This is a genomic window from Pseudomonas sp. IPO3749, assembly GCF_013386605.1.
Taxonomy (GTDB): Bacteria; Pseudomonadota; Gammaproteobacteria; order Pseudomonadales; family Pseudomonadaceae; genus Aquipseudomonas; species Aquipseudomonas azotoformans_A.
This window is the reverse complement of sequence record NZ_JACARN010000076.1, coordinates 1-17,014: the sequence shown is the minus strand read 5'-3', so window position 1 is coordinate 17,014 and position 17,014 is coordinate 1. Positions and strand designations below refer to the sequence as shown.

At 61.1% G+C, this 17,014-nt stretch carries 14 protein-coding genes and 4 tRNA genes; 1 reads left to right on the top strand and 17 read right to left on the bottom strand.

Annotated elements, in window-relative coordinates; all coding sequences use genetic code 11:
* Positions 1-4: 4 nt before the first annotated feature.
* From HX812_RS26075 to HX812_RS26065, 3 genes are all read right to left on the bottom strand, one after another.
* Positions 5-955, bottom strand: a complete 951-nt coding sequence (locus tag HX812_RS26075) for a DUF979 domain-containing protein (RefSeq protein WP_038845610.1) — start codon at positions 953-955, stop codon at positions 5-7.
* Entirely contained in the window at positions 952-1,668 is a 717-nt protein-coding gene (locus HX812_RS26070; RefSeq protein WP_038845608.1) for a DUF969 domain-containing protein, read from the bottom strand. The genes HX812_RS26075 and HX812_RS26070 overlap by 4 nt, the downstream gene beginning before the upstream one ends.
* A 302-nt stretch (positions 1,669-1,970) precedes the next feature.
* A tRNA-Val gene (locus HX812_RS26065) sits at positions 1,971-2,047 on the bottom strand.
* 184 nt (positions 2,048-2,231) lie between these two features.
* Here HX812_RS26065 and HX812_RS26060 point away from each other — a divergent pair.
* Positions 2,232-3,515, top strand: coding sequence for an FAD-binding oxidoreductase (locus HX812_RS26060; protein ID WP_038845606.1), 1,284 nt, complete (start codon positions 2,232-2,234; stop codon positions 3,513-3,515).
* Positions 3,516-3,672: 157 nt separating this feature from the next.
* On the opposite strand, the gene HX812_RS26055 is transcribed toward HX812_RS26060, so the two are convergent.
* The 14 genes from HX812_RS26055 to HX812_RS25990 all read right to left on the bottom strand — a co-directional run bounded on the left by HX812_RS26055 (position 3,673) and on the right by HX812_RS25990 (position 16,991).
* A tRNA-Asp gene (locus HX812_RS26055) sits at positions 3,673-3,749 on the bottom strand.
* A gap of 106 nt (positions 3,750-3,855) precedes the next feature.
* Positions 3,856-3,932 (bottom strand) — tRNA-Asp (locus HX812_RS26050).
* Positions 3,933-3,987: 55 nt separating this feature from the next.
* Positions 3,988-4,063, bottom strand: a tRNA-Val gene (locus HX812_RS26045).
* 107 nt (positions 4,064-4,170) lie between these two features.
* On the bottom strand, positions 4,171-4,935 hold the full coding sequence (locus tag HX812_RS26040) for an SDR family oxidoreductase (RefSeq protein ID WP_033901791.1): 765 nt from the start codon (positions 4,933-4,935) through the stop codon (positions 4,171-4,173).
* Between the two features lie 11 nt (positions 4,936-4,946).
* Positions 4,947-6,158 carry an O-succinylhomoserine sulfhydrylase gene (locus HX812_RS26035; protein WP_033901792.1) on the bottom strand — a complete coding sequence of 404 codons (1,212 nt, stop codon included), beginning with the start codon at positions 6,156-6,158 and terminating at the stop codon, positions 4,947-4,949.
* Between the two features lie 65 nt (positions 6,159-6,223).
* A complete protein-coding gene (purF, locus tag HX812_RS26030) occupies positions 6,224-7,729 on the bottom strand; it encodes an amidophosphoribosyltransferase (RefSeq protein WP_015884965.1) in 1,506 nt (501 codons plus the stop codon).
* A 41-nt stretch (positions 7,730-7,770) separates the two neighbouring features.
* Positions 7,771-8,328, bottom strand: coding sequence for a CvpA family protein (locus tag HX812_RS26025; RefSeq protein ID WP_003192538.1), 558 nt, complete (start codon positions 8,326-8,328; stop codon positions 7,771-7,773).
* Between the two features lie 159 nt (positions 8,329-8,487).
* Positions 8,488-9,147, bottom strand: coding sequence for an SPOR domain-containing protein (locus HX812_RS26020; RefSeq protein WP_038845604.1), 660 nt, complete (start codon positions 9,145-9,147; stop codon positions 8,488-8,490).
* On the bottom strand, positions 9,131-10,438 hold the full coding sequence (folC, locus tag HX812_RS26015; RefSeq protein WP_038845603.1) for a bifunctional tetrahydrofolate synthase/dihydrofolate synthase: 1,308 nt from the start codon (positions 10,436-10,438) through the stop codon (positions 9,131-9,133). The genes HX812_RS26020 and folC overlap by 17 nt, the downstream gene beginning before the upstream one ends.
* Positions 10,435-11,355: an acetyl-CoA carboxylase, carboxyltransferase subunit beta gene (accD, locus tag HX812_RS26010; RefSeq protein WP_016976632.1), complete on the bottom strand. Its 921-nt coding sequence runs from the start codon at positions 11,353-11,355 to the stop codon at positions 10,435-10,437. Before accD ends, folC begins: the two co-directional genes overlap by 4 nt.
* Positions 11,356-11,599: 244 nt before the next feature.
* Positions 11,600-12,220, bottom strand: coding sequence for a phosphoribosylanthranilate isomerase (locus HX812_RS26005; protein WP_038845601.1), 621 nt, complete (start codon positions 12,218-12,220; stop codon positions 11,600-11,602).
* 64 nt (positions 12,221-12,284) lie between these two features.
* Positions 12,285-13,109, bottom strand: a complete 825-nt coding sequence (gene truA, locus HX812_RS26000; RefSeq protein ID WP_033901798.1) for a tRNA pseudouridine(38-40) synthase TruA — start codon at positions 13,107-13,109, stop codon at positions 12,285-12,287.
* Positions 13,110-13,250: 141 nt separating this feature from the next.
* Entirely contained in the window at positions 13,251-15,818 is a 2,568-nt protein-coding gene (locus HX812_RS25995) for a FimV/HubP family polar landmark protein (RefSeq protein WP_038845597.1), read from the bottom strand.
* A gap of 162 nt (positions 15,819-15,980) precedes the next feature.
* Positions 15,981-16,991, bottom strand: coding sequence for an aspartate-semialdehyde dehydrogenase (locus tag HX812_RS25990; protein WP_038845594.1), 1,011 nt, complete (start codon positions 16,989-16,991; stop codon positions 15,981-15,983).
* Positions 16,992-17,014 lie beyond the last annotated feature (23 nt).

Below are 17,014 nucleotides of genomic sequence, written 5' to 3'. Positions count from 1 at the left end.
GGCCTCACATCAACAGGTAGAGCAGCACAATATTGACCACCAACATCATCAACGCCGTGGGCAGTTGAGCCTTGATCACCGCGTTCTTGTCCGGCAGTTCCAGCAACGCAGCAGGCACGATATTGAAGTTGGCGGCCATCGGCGTCATCAATGTGCCGCAGTAGCCGGAGAACATGCCAATCGCCGCCATCACCGCTGGATTCCCGCCGTAGATACCCACCAGCACCGGCACGCCGACACCGCCCGTCATCACCGGGAACGCCGCAAAACCATTCCCCATGATCACCGTAAACAAAGCCATGCCCAATACATAGACCATCACTGCCACCAACTTGAAATCCAGGTTGATGTAGGTGGTGGTGACATGCGCAACAGCCGTACCGACCCCAGCCTCATTAAACAGCAAGCCGAGCATCGCCAGCATTTGCGGAAGCACCATCGCCCAGCCAAGGGCTTCAGTGAGACGGCGGGATTCGCGCAAGGCTTGCACCGGCGTATCACGGGTGAGCCAGCAGGCCAGGCCAAGTGCGATCAAGCAGCCGATACCGAGGGAGACGAAGGTGGTGTTTTTCGGGTCCAGCAGCGGCACACCGCCAATCTCGGTGTGCTTGAGCAATACAGAGCCGATCACCGTGGTCAGCGGAATCGCCAACGCAGGAATGAACAGCTTGTGGCCCAGGCGACCGGCACTGGCGCGAGAGGCCTTGTCATGCAGTTCGGCATGCTTGCCACGGCCGACGCCGCCCATGCCGGCAATCAATGCCATCACTACGACGCCAGCGCCGATTGCCACCGATGGCAGGCGCTCACCGATCAGGAACGGAATAGCGAACAGCAACCAGAACAACGCACTGGACCAGCGCTTTGGATGAGTGCGGTCCATCAGGATCATGCCTGCGGTGATCAGCAGCAGAACGCCGGCCAGCCAGTACAGGTATTGAATGGAAATAATCATTGCGCGGCCTCCACTGGCGTAGCGGTAGGCGCCATCTCACGAGTGAGCCTTCGGTCAAACCGATGCAGACGGATCGCATGGATGATGAAGGCGCAAATCGCCGTAGGAATGCCCCACACCGCAATATGCAGCGGCTCCACATCTATCCCCGAACCGAGCAGGAAGGTGTGCATCAACGCGATGGCGCCAAAGGCAACAAAGATATCTTCGCCAAAAAATAGTCCGACGTTATCCGTCGCGGCGCACATGGCCAACACCTTGTGGCGCAGCTTGTCCGGCAGCTTGCCGTAGCGTTTTTCCGCGGCACCCTCGGCCATCGGTGCGAGCAACGGACGCACCATCTGTGGGTGCCCACCCAGACTGGTCAACCCCATGGCGGCGGTGGATTCGCGTACAAACAGATAGATGATCAACAAACGCCCGACCGTGGCGCGTTCGAACCGTGCAATCCAGTTCTGCGCATGCAAGCGCAATCCGTGGCGCTCCAGCAGACCGATGACCGCCAGGGGCAACAACAAAATCAATTGCAGGGCACGGGTCTGAAGGAAGCCATCGCCCATGGTGGCGAGGATTTTTTCCAGTGGGAAATGGGCAGCAAGCCCAGTGACGATAGCGGCGGCGGTGACCACCAACAGAGGGTTGAATCGCAAGACAAAGCCAACCACGATCACAAGTACGCCGATCAACGGCCATAAGTTCACAACAGTTTGCATGACGGTAAGGTCCTTGGAATGCGCGATGCGGCGCCATGGGAGCAGGATGTGAACAAGGGGTTCACAGCAAGAAGTGGCGTGCGGTCGGCTCGGTTTTTTATTGTTGACCCGGAAGGTCGAGCGTCAGTGGCGGCAACTTTGCTGCCTGCGGGCGGGGGTGTCCAACAAGAAAAATTGTTGCTGCGAACCAATAATTTTTGTGGGTGGTGAGAGTTTTGCAAAAGTTTGCAAATCGCAGTCAACAAAAAAGGGCCCACCTTTCGGTGAGCCCTTCTAGACCGCCCAGCAGAGCGGATTTTGTTTGGTAGGCGCGATTGGACTCGAACCAACGACCCCCACCATGTCAAGGTGGTGCTCTAACCAACTGAGCTACGTGCCTGCTGTGAGGCGGCATTCTACGGAATTCCGGAGGGGTGTCAACATCTTTTTTGCAGCTAACCCTATGAATATGCGAATTTTTTATTTGCGCGGAGCATACCCGTGGATTTCGGGTGGCTGGCAGGCAATTTTCAACTCAGGTAGGATCGACGCACTCGTAAAAAATATAAAACAGAGGTTCCAGGATGGCGAACACCCCCTACCCCCAGTCGTATTACGCTGCGTCCGCGAATGCCGTTCCGCCTCGCCCAGTGCTGCAAGGTGAGGTCGAAACCGATGTGTGCGTGATTGGCGCTGGCTACACCGGCCTGTCCAGCGCGCTGTTCCTGCTGGAGAACGGTTTTCGCGTGACAGTGCTGGAAGCCGCCAAGGTGGGGTTTGGCGCCTCGGGCCGCAACGGTGGGCAGATAGTCAACAGCTACAGCCGTGATATCGATGTGATCGAGCGCAGCGTCGGACCCAAACAGGCGCAGTTGCTGGGTGAGATGGCATTCGAAGGCGGCAGGATCATCCGCGAACGGGTAGCCAAGTATCAGATCCAGTGCGACCTGAAGGACGGCGGCGTATTCGCAGCACTCAACAGCAAGCACATGGGCCATCTGGAGTCGCAGAAGCGCCTGTGGGAGCGCTACGGCCATACGCAGCTGGAGTTGCTGGACGAGCGCCGTATCCGCGAAGTGGTGGCCTGCGACAACTATGTGGGCGGTTTGCTGGACATGAGCGGCGGCCACATCCACCCGCTCAACCTGGCACTCGGCGAAGCGGCGGCCGTGGAATCTCTGGGCGGCACAATCTACGAGCAATCGGCAGCCGTGCGAATCGAGCGCGGCGCCAACCCAGTGGTGCATACCGCCGAGGGCAAGGTCAGGGCCAAGTTCATTATCGTCGCGGGCAATGCCTACCTGGGCAACCTGGTGCCGGAGCTGGCAGCCAAGTCGATGCCCTGCGGCACGCAAGTGATCACTACCGCCCCGCTGGGTGACGAACTGGCAAAAACCCTGCTGCCGCAGGATTACTGCGTAGAAGACTGTAACTACCTACTCGACTACTACCGCCTCACCAGCGACAAGCGCCTGATTTTCGGCGGTGGCGTGGTGTATGGCGCGCGCGACCCGGCAAATATCGAGGCGATCATCCGTCCGAAGATGCTCAAGGCCTTCCCACAGCTCAAGGACGTAAAGATCGACTACGCCTGGACCGGCAATTTCCTGCTGACCCTGTCGCGCCTGCCGCAGGTGGGACGCCTGGGCGACAACATCTACTACTCACAGGGCTGCAGTGGCCATGGCGTCACGTATACGCACCTGGCCGGCAAGGTACTGGCGGAGGCACTCAGAGGCCAGGCAGAGCGTTTTGACGCGTTTGCCGACCTGCCGCACTACCCGTTCCCGGGCGGGCAACTGTTGCGTACGCCGTTCGCGGCAATGGGCGCCTGGTACTACGGGCTGCGGGACAAGCTGGGTTTCTGACAGCGCGATGGGCGCCGGCAAGCCGGCGCCCGTCATGAACCACCAAATCACAGACACAAAAAACCCCGGTCTTTCGACCAGGGTATTTGCTATCGGATCAAAGTAGCCAGAGGCTTGCTTTGCGCTTCAAGGCGTTCAGTGGGCCTTGAGGCAGATATGGCGCAGCGGACGGGACTCGAACCCGCGACCCCCGGCGTGACAGGCCGGTATTCTAACCGACTGAACTACCGCTGCGTATCGCTTGACGGGCTGAGCGTAAAACCCTCAACCGTCTTTAAACATCTGATCGATCAGCCTAGGCTTTTCAATCTCAAGCCCGACGAATCAGACCTGGAAAATATGGCGCAGCGGACGGGACTCGAACCCGCGACCCCCGGCGTGACAGGCCGGTATTCTAACCGACTGAACTACCGCTGCGCGTCGGTGCAACCTTTAACGTTGCGTCTTGCCCTGGGGCAAAACTCTCAAGAAGTGGTGGGTGATGACGGGATCGAACCGCCGACCCTCTGCTTGTAAGGCAGATGCTCTCCCAGCTGAGCTAATCACCCTTTGCTTCGTTGAGGCCGCGAAATTTACGCAGGTATCGGACCTAAGTCAATAGCCTGCTTGAAGTTTTTCTGAAAAAGACAAAAATGCTTCAAGACGGCTACCCGCCCTACTCGCTGTAAATCATCTTCTTGCTCATGCCACCGTCCACGACAAACTCTTGTCCGGTAACAAACCCCGCCTGACGGGACAGCAGCCACGCGACCATCGCCGCCACGTCTTCTACAGTGCCTACCCTGCCCGCCGGATGTTGCGCATGATCAGCATCACTCAACGGCTCGGCGCGACGCGCCGCCGGATCACGCGCATCGATCCAGCCAGGGCTGACTGCATTGACCCGCACTTCCGGGCCCAAGCTCATTGCCAGGGCGTGCGTAAGGGCCAGCAGGCCACCCTTGCTCGCCGCGTACGCTTCGGTGTCCGGCTCAGACTGGCGAGCCCGGGTCGATGCCAGGTTGACGATGGCCCCGCCATGGGCGCGCAGGTAAGGCGCACAATGCTTGGCCAGCAACATCGGCCCACTGAGATTCACCGCAAGCACTCGATTCCAGTACGCCAGGTCGAGGCTTTCCAGGGTGATATTGCGCGGGTCAGCCACCGCTGCATTGCAGACCAATGCGTCCAGGCGCCCAAACTGCCCCAATACCTCGGCAACACCTTGGGCCACCTGCTTTTCGTCGGCCACGTCCATGCTGATAAACCAGGCGTTATCACCCAGCACCTTGGACACCTTGGAGCCGCGCTCACGGTCCAGGTCGGTCAACACCACCTGCCAGCCTTCGCTGATCAGCCACGCAGCAATCCCGAGGCCAATGCCGCGCGCCGCGCCCGTCACCAGCGCGACGCGCCCGTTACTGGCTGCCGCAGCCTCCATGGACCACTCGATCACAAGGCCGCCAGCCCGCGAGCCAGGTCAGCTTGCAAGTCAGCAACATCTTCCAGGCCGACCGCAATGCGGATCAGGCTGTCACGGATACCAGCCGCTTCACGCTCCTGCGGTGCCAGACGACCATGGGAAGTGGTACTCGGATGAGTAATGGTGGTCTTGCTGTCACCCAGGTTGGCAGTGATGGAGATCAGACGGGTCGCATCGATAAAGCGCCAGGCGCCTTCTTTACCGCCCTTCACCTCAAAGCTCACCACCGCCCCGAAACCACGCTGCTGGCGCTGGGCCAACTCATGTTGCGGGTGGCTCTTGAGACCGGCGTAATGCACCTTTTCGATACCGTCCTGCTGCTCCAGCCACTCAGCCAAAGCCTGGGCGTTGGCGCAGTGGGCCTTCATCCGCAGGTTGAGGGTCTCGAGGCCCTTGAGGAAGATCCACGCATTGAACGGGCTCAAGGTCGGGCCGGCCGTACGCAGGAAACCGACGACTTCTTTCATCTGCTCGCTACGGCCTGCAACCACACCGCCCATGCAACGGCCCTGGCCGTCGATGAACTTGGTCGCCGAATGCACGACAATGTCCGCCCCCAGCTTCAACGGCTGTTGCAGCGCCGGGGTGCAGAAGCAGTTGTCGACGACCAGCATCGCGCCCTTGGCATGCGCCACTTCGGACAACGCAGCGATATCCACCAGCTCGGCCAATGGATTGGACGGCGACTCGACGAACAGCAACTTGGTGTTGGCCTTGATCGCCGCATCCCAACCGGAAAGATCCGCCAGGGGCACGTAGTCCACTTCGATACCGAAGCGCTTGAAGTACTTCTCGAACAGGCTGATGGTCGAACCGAACACACTGCGCGACACCAGTACATGGTCGCCGGCACTGCACAGGCTCATCACCACCGCCAGGATCGCCGCCATGCCAGTGGCCGTGGCCACCGCCTGCTCAGCGCCTTCCAGTGCCGCGAGACGCTCTTCGAACGCGCGCACGGTCGGGTTGGTATAACGCGAATACACGTTGCCCGGCACTTCGCCAGCAAAGCGCGCAGCAGCATCGGCCGCCGTGCGGAACACATAGCTGGAAGTGAAGAACATCGGGTCACCGTGCTCAGCTTCCGGGGTGCGGTGCTGGCCGGCGCGCACAGCCAGGGTATCGAAAGCTACGCCATCGAGGTCGCTGTCCAACCGACCGGCATCCCATTCCTGACTCATGCTGCGACTCCTTACTCAATTCTTTATTTAAGATACAAAACCGGCCCCTCAGGGCCGGTTGTCACTCAGTTGTTGTACAGGTCGATGATCGCGCTGACCGCCTGGGTCTTGATCTTCGACGAGTCGTTACGCGCCTGCTCGATCTTGTTCAGGTAGGCCTCGTCGACATCACCGGTCACATACTTGCCGTCAAACACGGCGCAGTCGAACTGGTCGATCTTGATTTTGCCACCACCAACCGCCTCGATCAGGTCCGGCAGGTCCTGGTAGATCAGCCAATCAGCGCCGATCAGGTCGGCCACGTCCTGGGTCGAACGGTTGTGAGCGATCAGCTCATGGGCGCTCGGCATGTCGATGCCGTACACGTTCGGGTAACGCACGGCAGGTGCTGCGGAACAGAAGTACACGTTCTTCGCACCGGCTTCGCGGGCCATCTGGATGATCTGCTTGCAGGTAGTGCCGCGCACGATGGAGTCATCCACCAGCATCACGTTCTTGCCGCGGAACTCCAGCTCGATGGCGTTGAGCTTCTGGCGCACCGACTTCTTGCGTGCAGCCTGGCCCGGCATGATGAAGGTACGGCCGATGTAGCGGTTCTTCACGAAGCCTTCGCGGAACTTGACGCCCAAGTGGTTCGCCAGCTCAAGCGCAGCGGTGCGGCTGGTGTCCGGAATCGGGATCACCACGTCGATGTCGTGCTCAGGACGCTCGCGCAGGATCTTCTCGGCCAGCTTCTCGCCCATGCGCAGACGCGCCTTGTAGACCGAAACACCGTCGATGATCGAATCCGGACGCGCCAGGTAGACGTGCTCGAAGATGCACGGGGTGAGTTTCGGCGCCACGGCGCACTGACGGGTGTGCAACTTGCCGTCTTCGGTGATGTACACCGCTTCGCCCGGCGCGAGGTCGCGGATCAGGGTGAAACCCAGCACGTCCAGGGATACGCTTTCGGAAGCGATCATGTACTCGACGCCTTCGTCAGTATGACGTTGGCCGAAGACGATCGGACGGATGCCATGCGGGTCACGGAAGCCGACGATGCCATAACCGGTGACCATGGCCACCACGGCGTAGCCACCGACGCAACGGTTGTGCACGTCAGTGACGGCAGCGAACACGTCCTCTTCGGTTGGCTGCAGCTTGCCGCGCTGGGCCAGCTCGTGGGCAAACACGTTGAGCAGCACTTCCGAGTCGGAGCTGGTGTTGACGTGGCGCAGGTCAGATTCGTAAATCTCCTTGGCCAGCTGTTCAACGTTGGTCAGGTTACCGTTATGCGCCAAGGTGATGCCGTAAGGCGAGTTGACGTAAAACGGTTGAGCTTCGGCCGAGGTCGAGCTACCGGCGGTCGGGTAACGCACATGGCCAATGCCCATGTGCCCGACCAGGCGCTGCATGTGACGCTGATGGAACACGTCACGCACCAGGCCATTGTCCTTGCGCAGGAATAACCGGCCGTCGTGGCTGGTCACAATACCGGCAGCGTCCTGGCCGCGGTGCTGGAGGACGGTTAGCGCGTCATACAGCGCCTGATTGACGTTCGACTTACCGACGATACCGACGATGCCACACATGCGACGCAACCCCTACTTAATGAATCTTGACTGAACACAGCTTACTGAGGCGTTTTGGCCGGTAAGAGGTGTTCCTTGAACGGAAGATCAGCGGGTACGCTGATTCCGCTGGCCAGCCACTGACTGCTCCACCCCAAAATGAGGTTCTTGGACCAATCTGCAACCAATAGAAATTTTGGCACGAGTACCGACTCCTGCCACCACGAATCCTGCTGTACCGGCCCCAGGCTCAACAGCCCGACCGCCACGACCACCAGCAACGCGCCACGCGCGGCGCCAAAGGCCATGCCGAGAAATCGATCGGTCCCGGAGAGGCCGGTGACACGTATCAACTCGCCGATAAGATAATTGACCATTGCTCCCACCAGCAGCGTGGCGATGAACATGATGGCGCAGCCCGCGATGACGCGAGCCGAAGGTGTCTCGATGTATCCGGCCAGGTAGACCGACAATGAACCGCCGAACATCCAGGCTACGACTCCTGCGATGATCCAGGTCAGCAACGACAGTGCTTCTTTTACGAAGCCGCGGCTTAGACTGATCAAAGCGGAGATGGCGACGATTGCGACGATCGCCCAATCAACCCAGGTAAATGGCACAGTTCAGCCTACGGACAGATGAGGCGGCGCATTTTAGCAGAGCGTCGGGCTGTCGGTAAGCTGTGATTGTCAGTGCCTTGCAAATCAGTAGTTTGGGGCGAGCGAATCCGATCTCAACCCCACATTTGACCCGCATTTCCAACCGGAATCGGCAGTTACTCAGCCGCGCTCAGGCTGGAAACGGGTGACAAACCCCTTGAGGTTCTGCTGGCGATCCAGCAAGTCCCGCAGGCGATCCGCTTCGGCACGCTCGATCAGCGGGCCGATAAACACACGATTCTTGCCATCGGCGCTGCGGATATAGGCGTTATAACCCTGGCTGCGCAGCTTCTTCTGCAAAGCATCAGCGCCTTCACGATTGCCCAGGCTGGCCACTTGAATCGACCAACTGATCGGCAGGCCATTCGGATCAATACGGCTCTGCCCCACATCCGGCTTGCCCGGTGCAGCCGGTTGCGGCGCTACCGGCTTCGGTGCGGGCGCAGGCGTGGCAGGCTTGGCCGCTACGGCCGGCGCAGGCGCTGGCTTGACCACTGGCACGCTCGGCTGAACCGGCATCGATGGAGCTTGCTGGGCAGCAACCTCCGCATCGGTAGGCACCGGCTCTTCTTCCGGCAAGGCCTGGGGCTCAGGCACCACCACCGGTTCAACCTGTACTTGCGGTACCGCCGGCGCCTGTGGCGCAGCCGGGGCTTCGACGACCACTTGGCGCTCTTCGTCCTGACGCGAGAACAGCATCGGCAGGAAAATCACCGCCAACGCCACCAACACCAGGGCTCCGACCATTCGCTGCTTGTATGCGCTATCCAGTAATGCCATGTGCAGCTTCCTCCGTGGAGCGCCGGGCCAACCACTCGAGCGCCTCGGCAACACAATAAAATGACCCGAACAACAGAATCTCATCATCGGGGGTGGCAACGGCGCACTGCGCTTCAAGGGCAGCGGTCACGCTTGCATACGACGCCACCGGCGCACCAAGGTTCTGCAAGGCCACTTCCAGCTCGGCGGCAGGTCGGCTGCGCGAGGTATCCAGGGGCGCTACGGCCCACGCCTGGACATTGCGCAGCAAGGGCGCAACCACACCGTCCAGGTCCTTATCGGCCAACAAGCCAAAGACTGCAAGGCGACGACCGACCGGCGGCGTGCGCGACAGGCGTTGCGCAAGGTACTCGGCCGCATGGGGGTTATGCCCCACGTCCAGCAACAGGTTCAGGCGTTTGCCTTGCCATTGGAACTCACGACGATCCAATCGCCCGACTACACGTGTCGCCAGCAAGGTGGCGGCAATCTGCTCAGCATTCCACGGCAGATCCAGCAGCAGATAGGCCTGCAGTGCGAGCGCGGCGTTTTCCATTGGCAGGTTCAGCAGCGGCAGGTCGCACAGCTCTACGGCCTGACCGCGAGCATCGTGCCCACGCCATTGCCAGTGCTGCGCACCGATTTCCAGATTGAAGTCGCGACCGCGCAGGAAAAACGGGCAATCCAGCTCGCGCACCTTGTCGAGCAAGGTATGCGGCGGATCCAGGTCACCGCACAGCGCAGGCTTGCCCTGGCGGAAGATCCCGGCTTTTTCGTAGGCCACGGATTCGCGGGTATTGCCCAGGTAGTCGGCGTGGTCCACACCAATACTGGTGACCAACGCCAGGTCGGCATCCACCACGTTGACCGTGTCAAGGCGCCCGCCCAGGCCGACTTCCAGCACCACCACATCGAGTTGCGCACGCTCGAACAGCCAGAACGCCGCCAGGGTGCCCATTTCGAAGTAGGTCAGGGAAATCTCGCCCCGACCGGCATCGAGCGCGGCGAAGGCTTCGCAGAGTTGCTCATCGGTGGCTTCGACACCATTGAGCTGCACCCGCTCGTTGTAACGCAGCAGGTGCGGGGAATTGTAGACGCCGACTTTCAGTCCTTGGGCCTGTAGCAGCGCCGCGACAAAGGCACAGGTAGAGCCTTTGCCGTTGGTGCCGGTCATCGTGATCACACGCGGTGCCGGCCGGCCCAACCCGAGGCGGGCCGCTACCTGTTGCGAGCGCTCCAGGCCCATGTCGATGGCGGACGGATGCAACTGCTCAAGGTAGGCGAGCCATTCGCCCAGGGTACGTTGGGTCATAGGTTTGCAGGCACCGGCGGCACGACGATCGGTTCAACTTTAGGCGCGACGTACACAGGGGTCGGCAGGCCCATCATTTGTGCCAGCAGGTTACCCAGGCGTGGACGCAGCTCACCGCGCGGGATGATCAGGTCAATCGCACCGTGCTCCAGCAGGAATTCGCTGCGCTGGAAGCCCTCAGGCAGTTTTTCACGTACGGTCTGCTCGATCACACGCGGGCCGGCAAAGCCGATCAGCGCCTTTGGCTCGCCGACGATCACGTCACCCAGCATCGCCAGGCTGGCGGAAACGCCGCCGTAGACCGGGTCGGTCAGCACGGAGATGAACGGGATGCCTTCTTCACGCAGACGCGCCAGCACTGCAGAGGTCTTGGCCATTTGCATCAGGGAGATCAGGGCTTCCTGCATGCGCGCACCACCGGAGGCGGCGAAGCAGATCATCGGGCAACGGTTTTCCAGGGCATAGTTGGCGGCGCGGACAAAGCGCTCACCGACGATGGCACCCATGGAGCCGCCCATGAAGGAGAACTCGAACGCCGACACCACGACAGGCATGCCCAGGAGTTTGCCGCTGACGGAAATCAGCGCGTCCTTCTCGCCGGTCTGCTTCTGCGCGCCGACCAGACGGTCCTTGTACTTCTTGCTGTCGCGGAACTTGAGGCGGTCAACTGGCTCCAGGTCGGCACCCAGCTCGTTGCGGCCTTCGGCGTCCAGGAAAATGTCGATGCGGGCGCGGGCGCCGATACGCATGTGGTGGTTGCACTTGGGGCAAACGTCCAAGGTCTTTTCCAGCTCCGGACGGTACAACACCGCGTCGCAGGATGGGCACTTGTGCCACAGACCTTCAGGAACCGAGCTTTTTTTCACCTCGGAACGCATGATCGAAGGGATCAGTTTGTCTACTAACCAGTTGCTCATGCTTTCTTTCTCCAGTACCGGTGGCTTGAACACAGCCCCGCGTATGCCCTTGAGCTAAATTCATATGTGGCGATGACACATGCTGGACGGGGTCAGACGTTCGACCGGCCTTTTCCCGCATGTATCCTCAGCCTTCCAGACAACCTGCCAGCGCAGGGTTGCCATTTCGTTTCCAGGCCACCCTCAGGCGGCACAGTGCTGTTTTACACAGTGGTAGTTATGGACGGCGGCAGACTGCCAGCCGTCACATCCCGCGCACAGCTTGCATAAATGCGCGAATCTTGTCGTGATCCTTGATGCCCTTGCCCTGCTCCACGCCGCCGCTGACATCCACGGCATAAGGCCGCACCTGCTCTATCGCCGCCCCGACATTGCCGGGGTTGAGCCCGCCGGCCAGGATGATCGGCTTGCTCAAGCCAGCAGGGATCAGCGACCAATCGAACGCTTCGCCGGTGCCACCGGGCACGCCTTCGACATAGGTGTCGAGCAGAATCCCGCGAGCGCCACCATAGGCCGCACACGCTGCCGCGATGTCATCCCCGGCCTTCACGCGCAACGCCTTGATATACGGACGTTGGTAGCTTTCACATTCGTCCGGCGTTTCGTCGCCGTGGAACTGAAGCATATCCAGCGGTACGGCATCCAGGGTTTCGTTGAGCTCGCAACGACTGGCGTTGACGAACAAGCCCACGGTGGTCACGAACGGCGGCAAGGCGGCGATGATCGCCCGCGCCTGCAAAACGTTCACCGCCCGCGGGCTCTTGGCATAGAACACGAAACCGATGGCGTCCGCGCCCGCCTCGACTGCCGCCAGCGCGTCTTCTATGCGGGTAATCCCGCAAATCTTGCTGCGAACGGCTGACATGTCGTGGAAACCCCAGGGATTGGACCGAGAAAGTCCCGGATGGTAACAAAAGCTTTTCCGGGCGTCAGCCGCCAAGTTCGCTGAAACCTGTGAGGAAGTGTGGCCCGATGAAACGTTCCGGCAATTGGAACTCGTCGCGGTACTCCACATCCACCAGGTACAGGCCGAACGGATGCGCCGTGACCCCACCCGTACGGCGGACGCGGCTTTCAAGCACTTCCCTGGCCCACTCCACCGGACGCTCGCCGGTACCGATGGTCATCAGCACCCCGGCAATGTTTCGAACCATATGGTGCAAGAACGCACCGGCGCGGATATCCAGCACGATCATCTTGCCGTGACGGGTCACCCGCAAATGATGGACTTCCTTGATCGGCGACTTGGCCTGGCACTGGCCGGCACGGAAGGCGCTGAAATCGTGCACACCCACCAGATGCTGCGCGGCCTCGGCCATGCGCTCGGCGTCGAGCGGGCGATGGTTCCAGGTGATTTCTTCGTTGAGGTGCGCCGGACGGATCTGGTCGTTGTAGATCACATAGCGATAACGCCGGGCGATGGCCTTGAAGCGCGCATGAAAATGCGCCGGCATGACCTTGGCCCAACTGACGCTGACGTCATGGGGCAAATTGATATTAGCGCCCATCACCCAGGCCTTCATGGACCGTTCAGCCTGGGTGTCGAAGTGCACCACCTGACCACAGGCATGCACGCCCGCATCGGTACGCCCGGCGCACATCAGCGACACCGGCGAATCGGCGACTTTCGACAGTGCCTTCTCCAGGGTTTCCTGCACCGTCAGTACACCAGACGCCTGACGCTGCCAGCCGCGATAGCGCGAGCCTTTGTATTCCACGCCCAGGGCGATGCGGTAAAAGCCTGCGGCCGCCATTTCGGCGGCCGCGTTATCTATATTTGCCAAGAACTGAGAGCCTGATGAGTTGCGCAAAGGCGGCCATTATGCCGATTTGTGCGGGTGCCCACAAAAGCAAAACGGCGACCCGAAGGTCGCCGCTGCATTGAAGTATGGCGGTCAGGCCAACCGGCCGAGCATTTCCTTGGCCTCGCCGCGCTGAGTTTCGTCGCCTTCGGTCAGCACTTCGCTGAGAATGTCCCGCGCACCGTCCGCATCGCCCATGTCGATATACGCCTGGGCCAGGTCGAGTTTGGTGGCCACTTCATCTGTGCCGGAGAGGAAGTCGAATTCCGGCTCATCGTCGCCCTTCGCCGCATCTTCTGCGGTGAAGGAAGGCTCGATGGACGGATGTTCCAGGCTCTGGGACAAACGATCCAGCTCGGCGTTGACATCGTCCAACTCGGATGCAAAGGCGTCAGGCTTGGCGGCAGCTTCCGGCTCATCGGCCAGGGACAGGTCGAAGTCTTCCGGCAGGTCAAAGTCATCCAGGGCCGCCGGGGTCAGGGTCGGCGGCTCGACAGCCGGCACATCCTTCATCTGCTCTTCCAGGCCGGAGAGGAAGTCGTCATCCGATTGCGCCGACGCCGGCGCATCCAGCTGCAGGTCCAAGTCGAAGTCCGACAGATCATCCGGCGCAGCCTGAGCTTCGGTTTGCTGTTGCAGCAGCGATTCGAAGGTCTGCTGATCGTCCTTCACCACGGCTGGGGAGGCTTCTTCCAGTTCATCCAGGCTCAGGTCAAAATCGGTGTCGAAGGCTTCGGGTTCCGCAGGGGCCTGGGCCGGGGCCGGCTTGTCTTCCAGCAGATCCTTGACGTACTGAGCGTCCAAGGCAGCCGCGGCCACCGCAGCACTGACGCCCGCCGCCAGCACTGCCATGGCCGGGAAGCGACTCTTGAGCTGCTCGACCTGGGCATGGTTTTCACCATTGGCCACCAGTTGGCGCTCCTGGGTCACGAAACCGTCTTTGTCGTTTTGCAGGCCGTAGACTTCCATCAGCTTCAAACGCAGGTCGCTGCGCTTGGGCTCCTGCTTGATGGCCTGTTCCAGCACGTCGGCGGCCTGGTTCAGGTGGCCACGGTCAACAAGGGATTGGGCTTGGGCCAGTGCATCGGTGGAGTTCACCGGCGCAACGGCAACCGCCAATGGCGCCAGTACGGAGGCGACGGTCGGCACGGCGACTGCCGGCTCAACCGCTGGGGCTGGCGCTGGCGCAGCGGCCAGCTTGACGGTTGGCGACGGCACTTCCAGGCCTTCGAAGCTGTCTGGCGGCAGGTCCTGATCGATGTTCGAGGTGAACACCGGCTCTTCAGCCAGGGCGCGCGCCATGCGCAGGTGTTTTTCTTCTTCGCGACGGGCGTTGCGATGGCGTATCCCCAGCAGCAGGAGCAAAAACGCCAGCAACGCTGCTGCACCGCCGATCACCCAGAGAATAATAGGGTTTGTCAGCAGGTCGTTGAATTTGCCCTCGCTGGCGGCAGGCGTTGCATCCGCCTTGACCGGCTCAGGTGCTGGCGCGGCGGGCGCAGGTGTCGCAGCGGCGGCATCAGGAGCGGCCGGAGCGGCCGCCGGCTCGCCTGCCAACTGCGCAGGCATTGCCGCTGTGGCCGGCGTTGCTGGGGCGCCCTTCTCAGCCTGCAAACGCGCAAGCTGATCGTTTTTCAGTTGAATCAGTTTCTGCAACTTGTCCAACTGGCTCTGCAGGTCGGCCGCGCGGCTTTTGAGTTCTTCGTTGTCGCGACGGGTGGTGTCCAGTTGCTCCTGGGTCATCGCCAGTTTGTCGCTCAACCCCGCACTATCGCCCGCCTTGCCCTTGGCGCCCTTCTTGGCCGCTTCGGCGGAAACCAGGCTCAGGTTGTCCTTGGCGTTAGTGCTCGCCGGGGCATTGCCGGCCTGGGTGCGTTTGGTGGCATCCAGTTGCTGCTTGCCCGCTGCCGGGTTGGTGGCAGCACGTCGGCCTTGGCGCCAGGCGGCATTCTGCGCGCTGACTTCGGCGATCGCCTGGGGTTGCGGCAGCGCAGTGCTTTGTACGGGATCGGGCAAGCGCAGGACCTGGCCGGTCTTCAAACGGTTGATGTTGCCGTCGATAAAGGCGTCAGGATTCAGCGCCTGGATCGCCAGCATGGTCTGCTGTACCGAACCGCCATTGCGGTTCTTCGCGGCAATTTCCCACAAGGTGTCGCGGGAGGTGGTGGTGTGCTGTGCCGGTTTGCTTGCAGCTGGCGCGCTGCTGGCCGGCGCCGCCAGACGCGGGGCTGGCGCAGCGGTCGTCGGTGCCGGCTGGTCGAACTTGGCCGGGTCGAGCAACACGCTGTAGTCGCGCATCAACCGGCCATTGGGCCATTGCACCTGCAACAGGAAGCGTACGTAGGAATCGGGCAACGGCTTGCTGGAGGTGACACGCACCACGCTGCGGCCGTTGGGATTGACCACCGGGGTAAACGTCAGGTCATCGAGGAACGCCTGGCGATCAACGCCCGCATCCACAAAGGCTTGGGAGGACGCCAGGCTCGGCGTGATCTCGGAAGCGGTGAGGCCACCGACATCGAGCAATTCGATTTCCACCGCCAATGGCTGGTTCAACTTCGACTTGAGGGTCATCTCCCCCAGCTGCAGCGCCTGCGCCATACCGGAGGACAGCGCCGAGGCGGCCGCTATTGCTAACACCAGTTTGCGAACTTGAACCATAGCCTCATCCTTTGTTTGAACACTCCCCGGCCTGCGAGAAGGTTGGTAACCGCTGCCATAAGGCATGGCGAGCCGATAGGTCACCGACGCGCAACTTTTCCTGCCTGGGGCCAAGCATAGCGCCTGGCTAGAATCAATCTACAAATTGCCGCCAAGTATCTTTTACGCAAGGCCTTTTATCAACAACTGCGCCAGCTGCACGGCGTTCAGTGCGGCGCCTTTGCGTACGTTATCTGACGTCAGCCACAGATTTAGTTCCGCCGGGTCATCCACACCTGCACGAACCCGTCCTACATAGACCACATCCTGGCCGACCGCGTCGCCCACCGCCGTTGGGTAATCCCCCTCTTCAACCCGCTCTATACCTGGCGCTGCGTCGAGGATGCGGTTCACAGCAGCGAGGTCGACCGGCGCACCGAGTTGCAGAGACACTGTCAGGCTATCGCCAAAAAACACCGGGGCTTGAACGCAGGTTGCGGAAATCTTTAGAAATGGAGTTTCCAACACTGCACGCAATTCGTGTATCAGCCTTTTCTCCAGGTCGGTATGGCCTTGGTCGTCCGGCTTGCCGACTTGTGCCAATAGATTGAAGGCAACCTGCCGATCAAACAGTTTCGGCTCCAGCGGGCGCATGTTCAGCAGCTCGGCGGTTTGCCGGGCCAATTCGCTGACGGCTTCACGCCCCTGGGACGACATCGCCAGGTTGGCGGTGACGCTCACACGTTGGATATCCAACAGGCTGCGCAGTGGCGCGAGGACTACGGACAGGTGGGTGGCCGACGGGCTTGGACTGCCGAGCCGGAAGGGTTTTTCCAGGCCATCGAGCACATGGGCATTGGCTTCCGGCACCACCCGCGGCGCCTGTTCGGCCGACAACGCGCCCGACAAGTCAATCACCGAGCAACCCGCCGCCGTGGCGCGCGGGGCGAAACTCAGGGTGACCGCCGGACCCGCCGCAAAGAACGCCAGTTGCACCTTATTGAAGTCGAATTCATCGACCTCCTTGACCCGCACGTTCTTGCCACGAAACGGCACCGATGCGCCGGCGGAATTGCTGCCCGCCAGCAAATACAGGGTGCCCACCGGGAAGTTCAACTCTTCGAGGATCTGCACCAGGGTCTCGCCAACGGTGCCGGTAGCGCCGATCACGGCGATTTCAAAGGTCTGGGTCATGGGGGCTGCCTCGGGCATTGCGG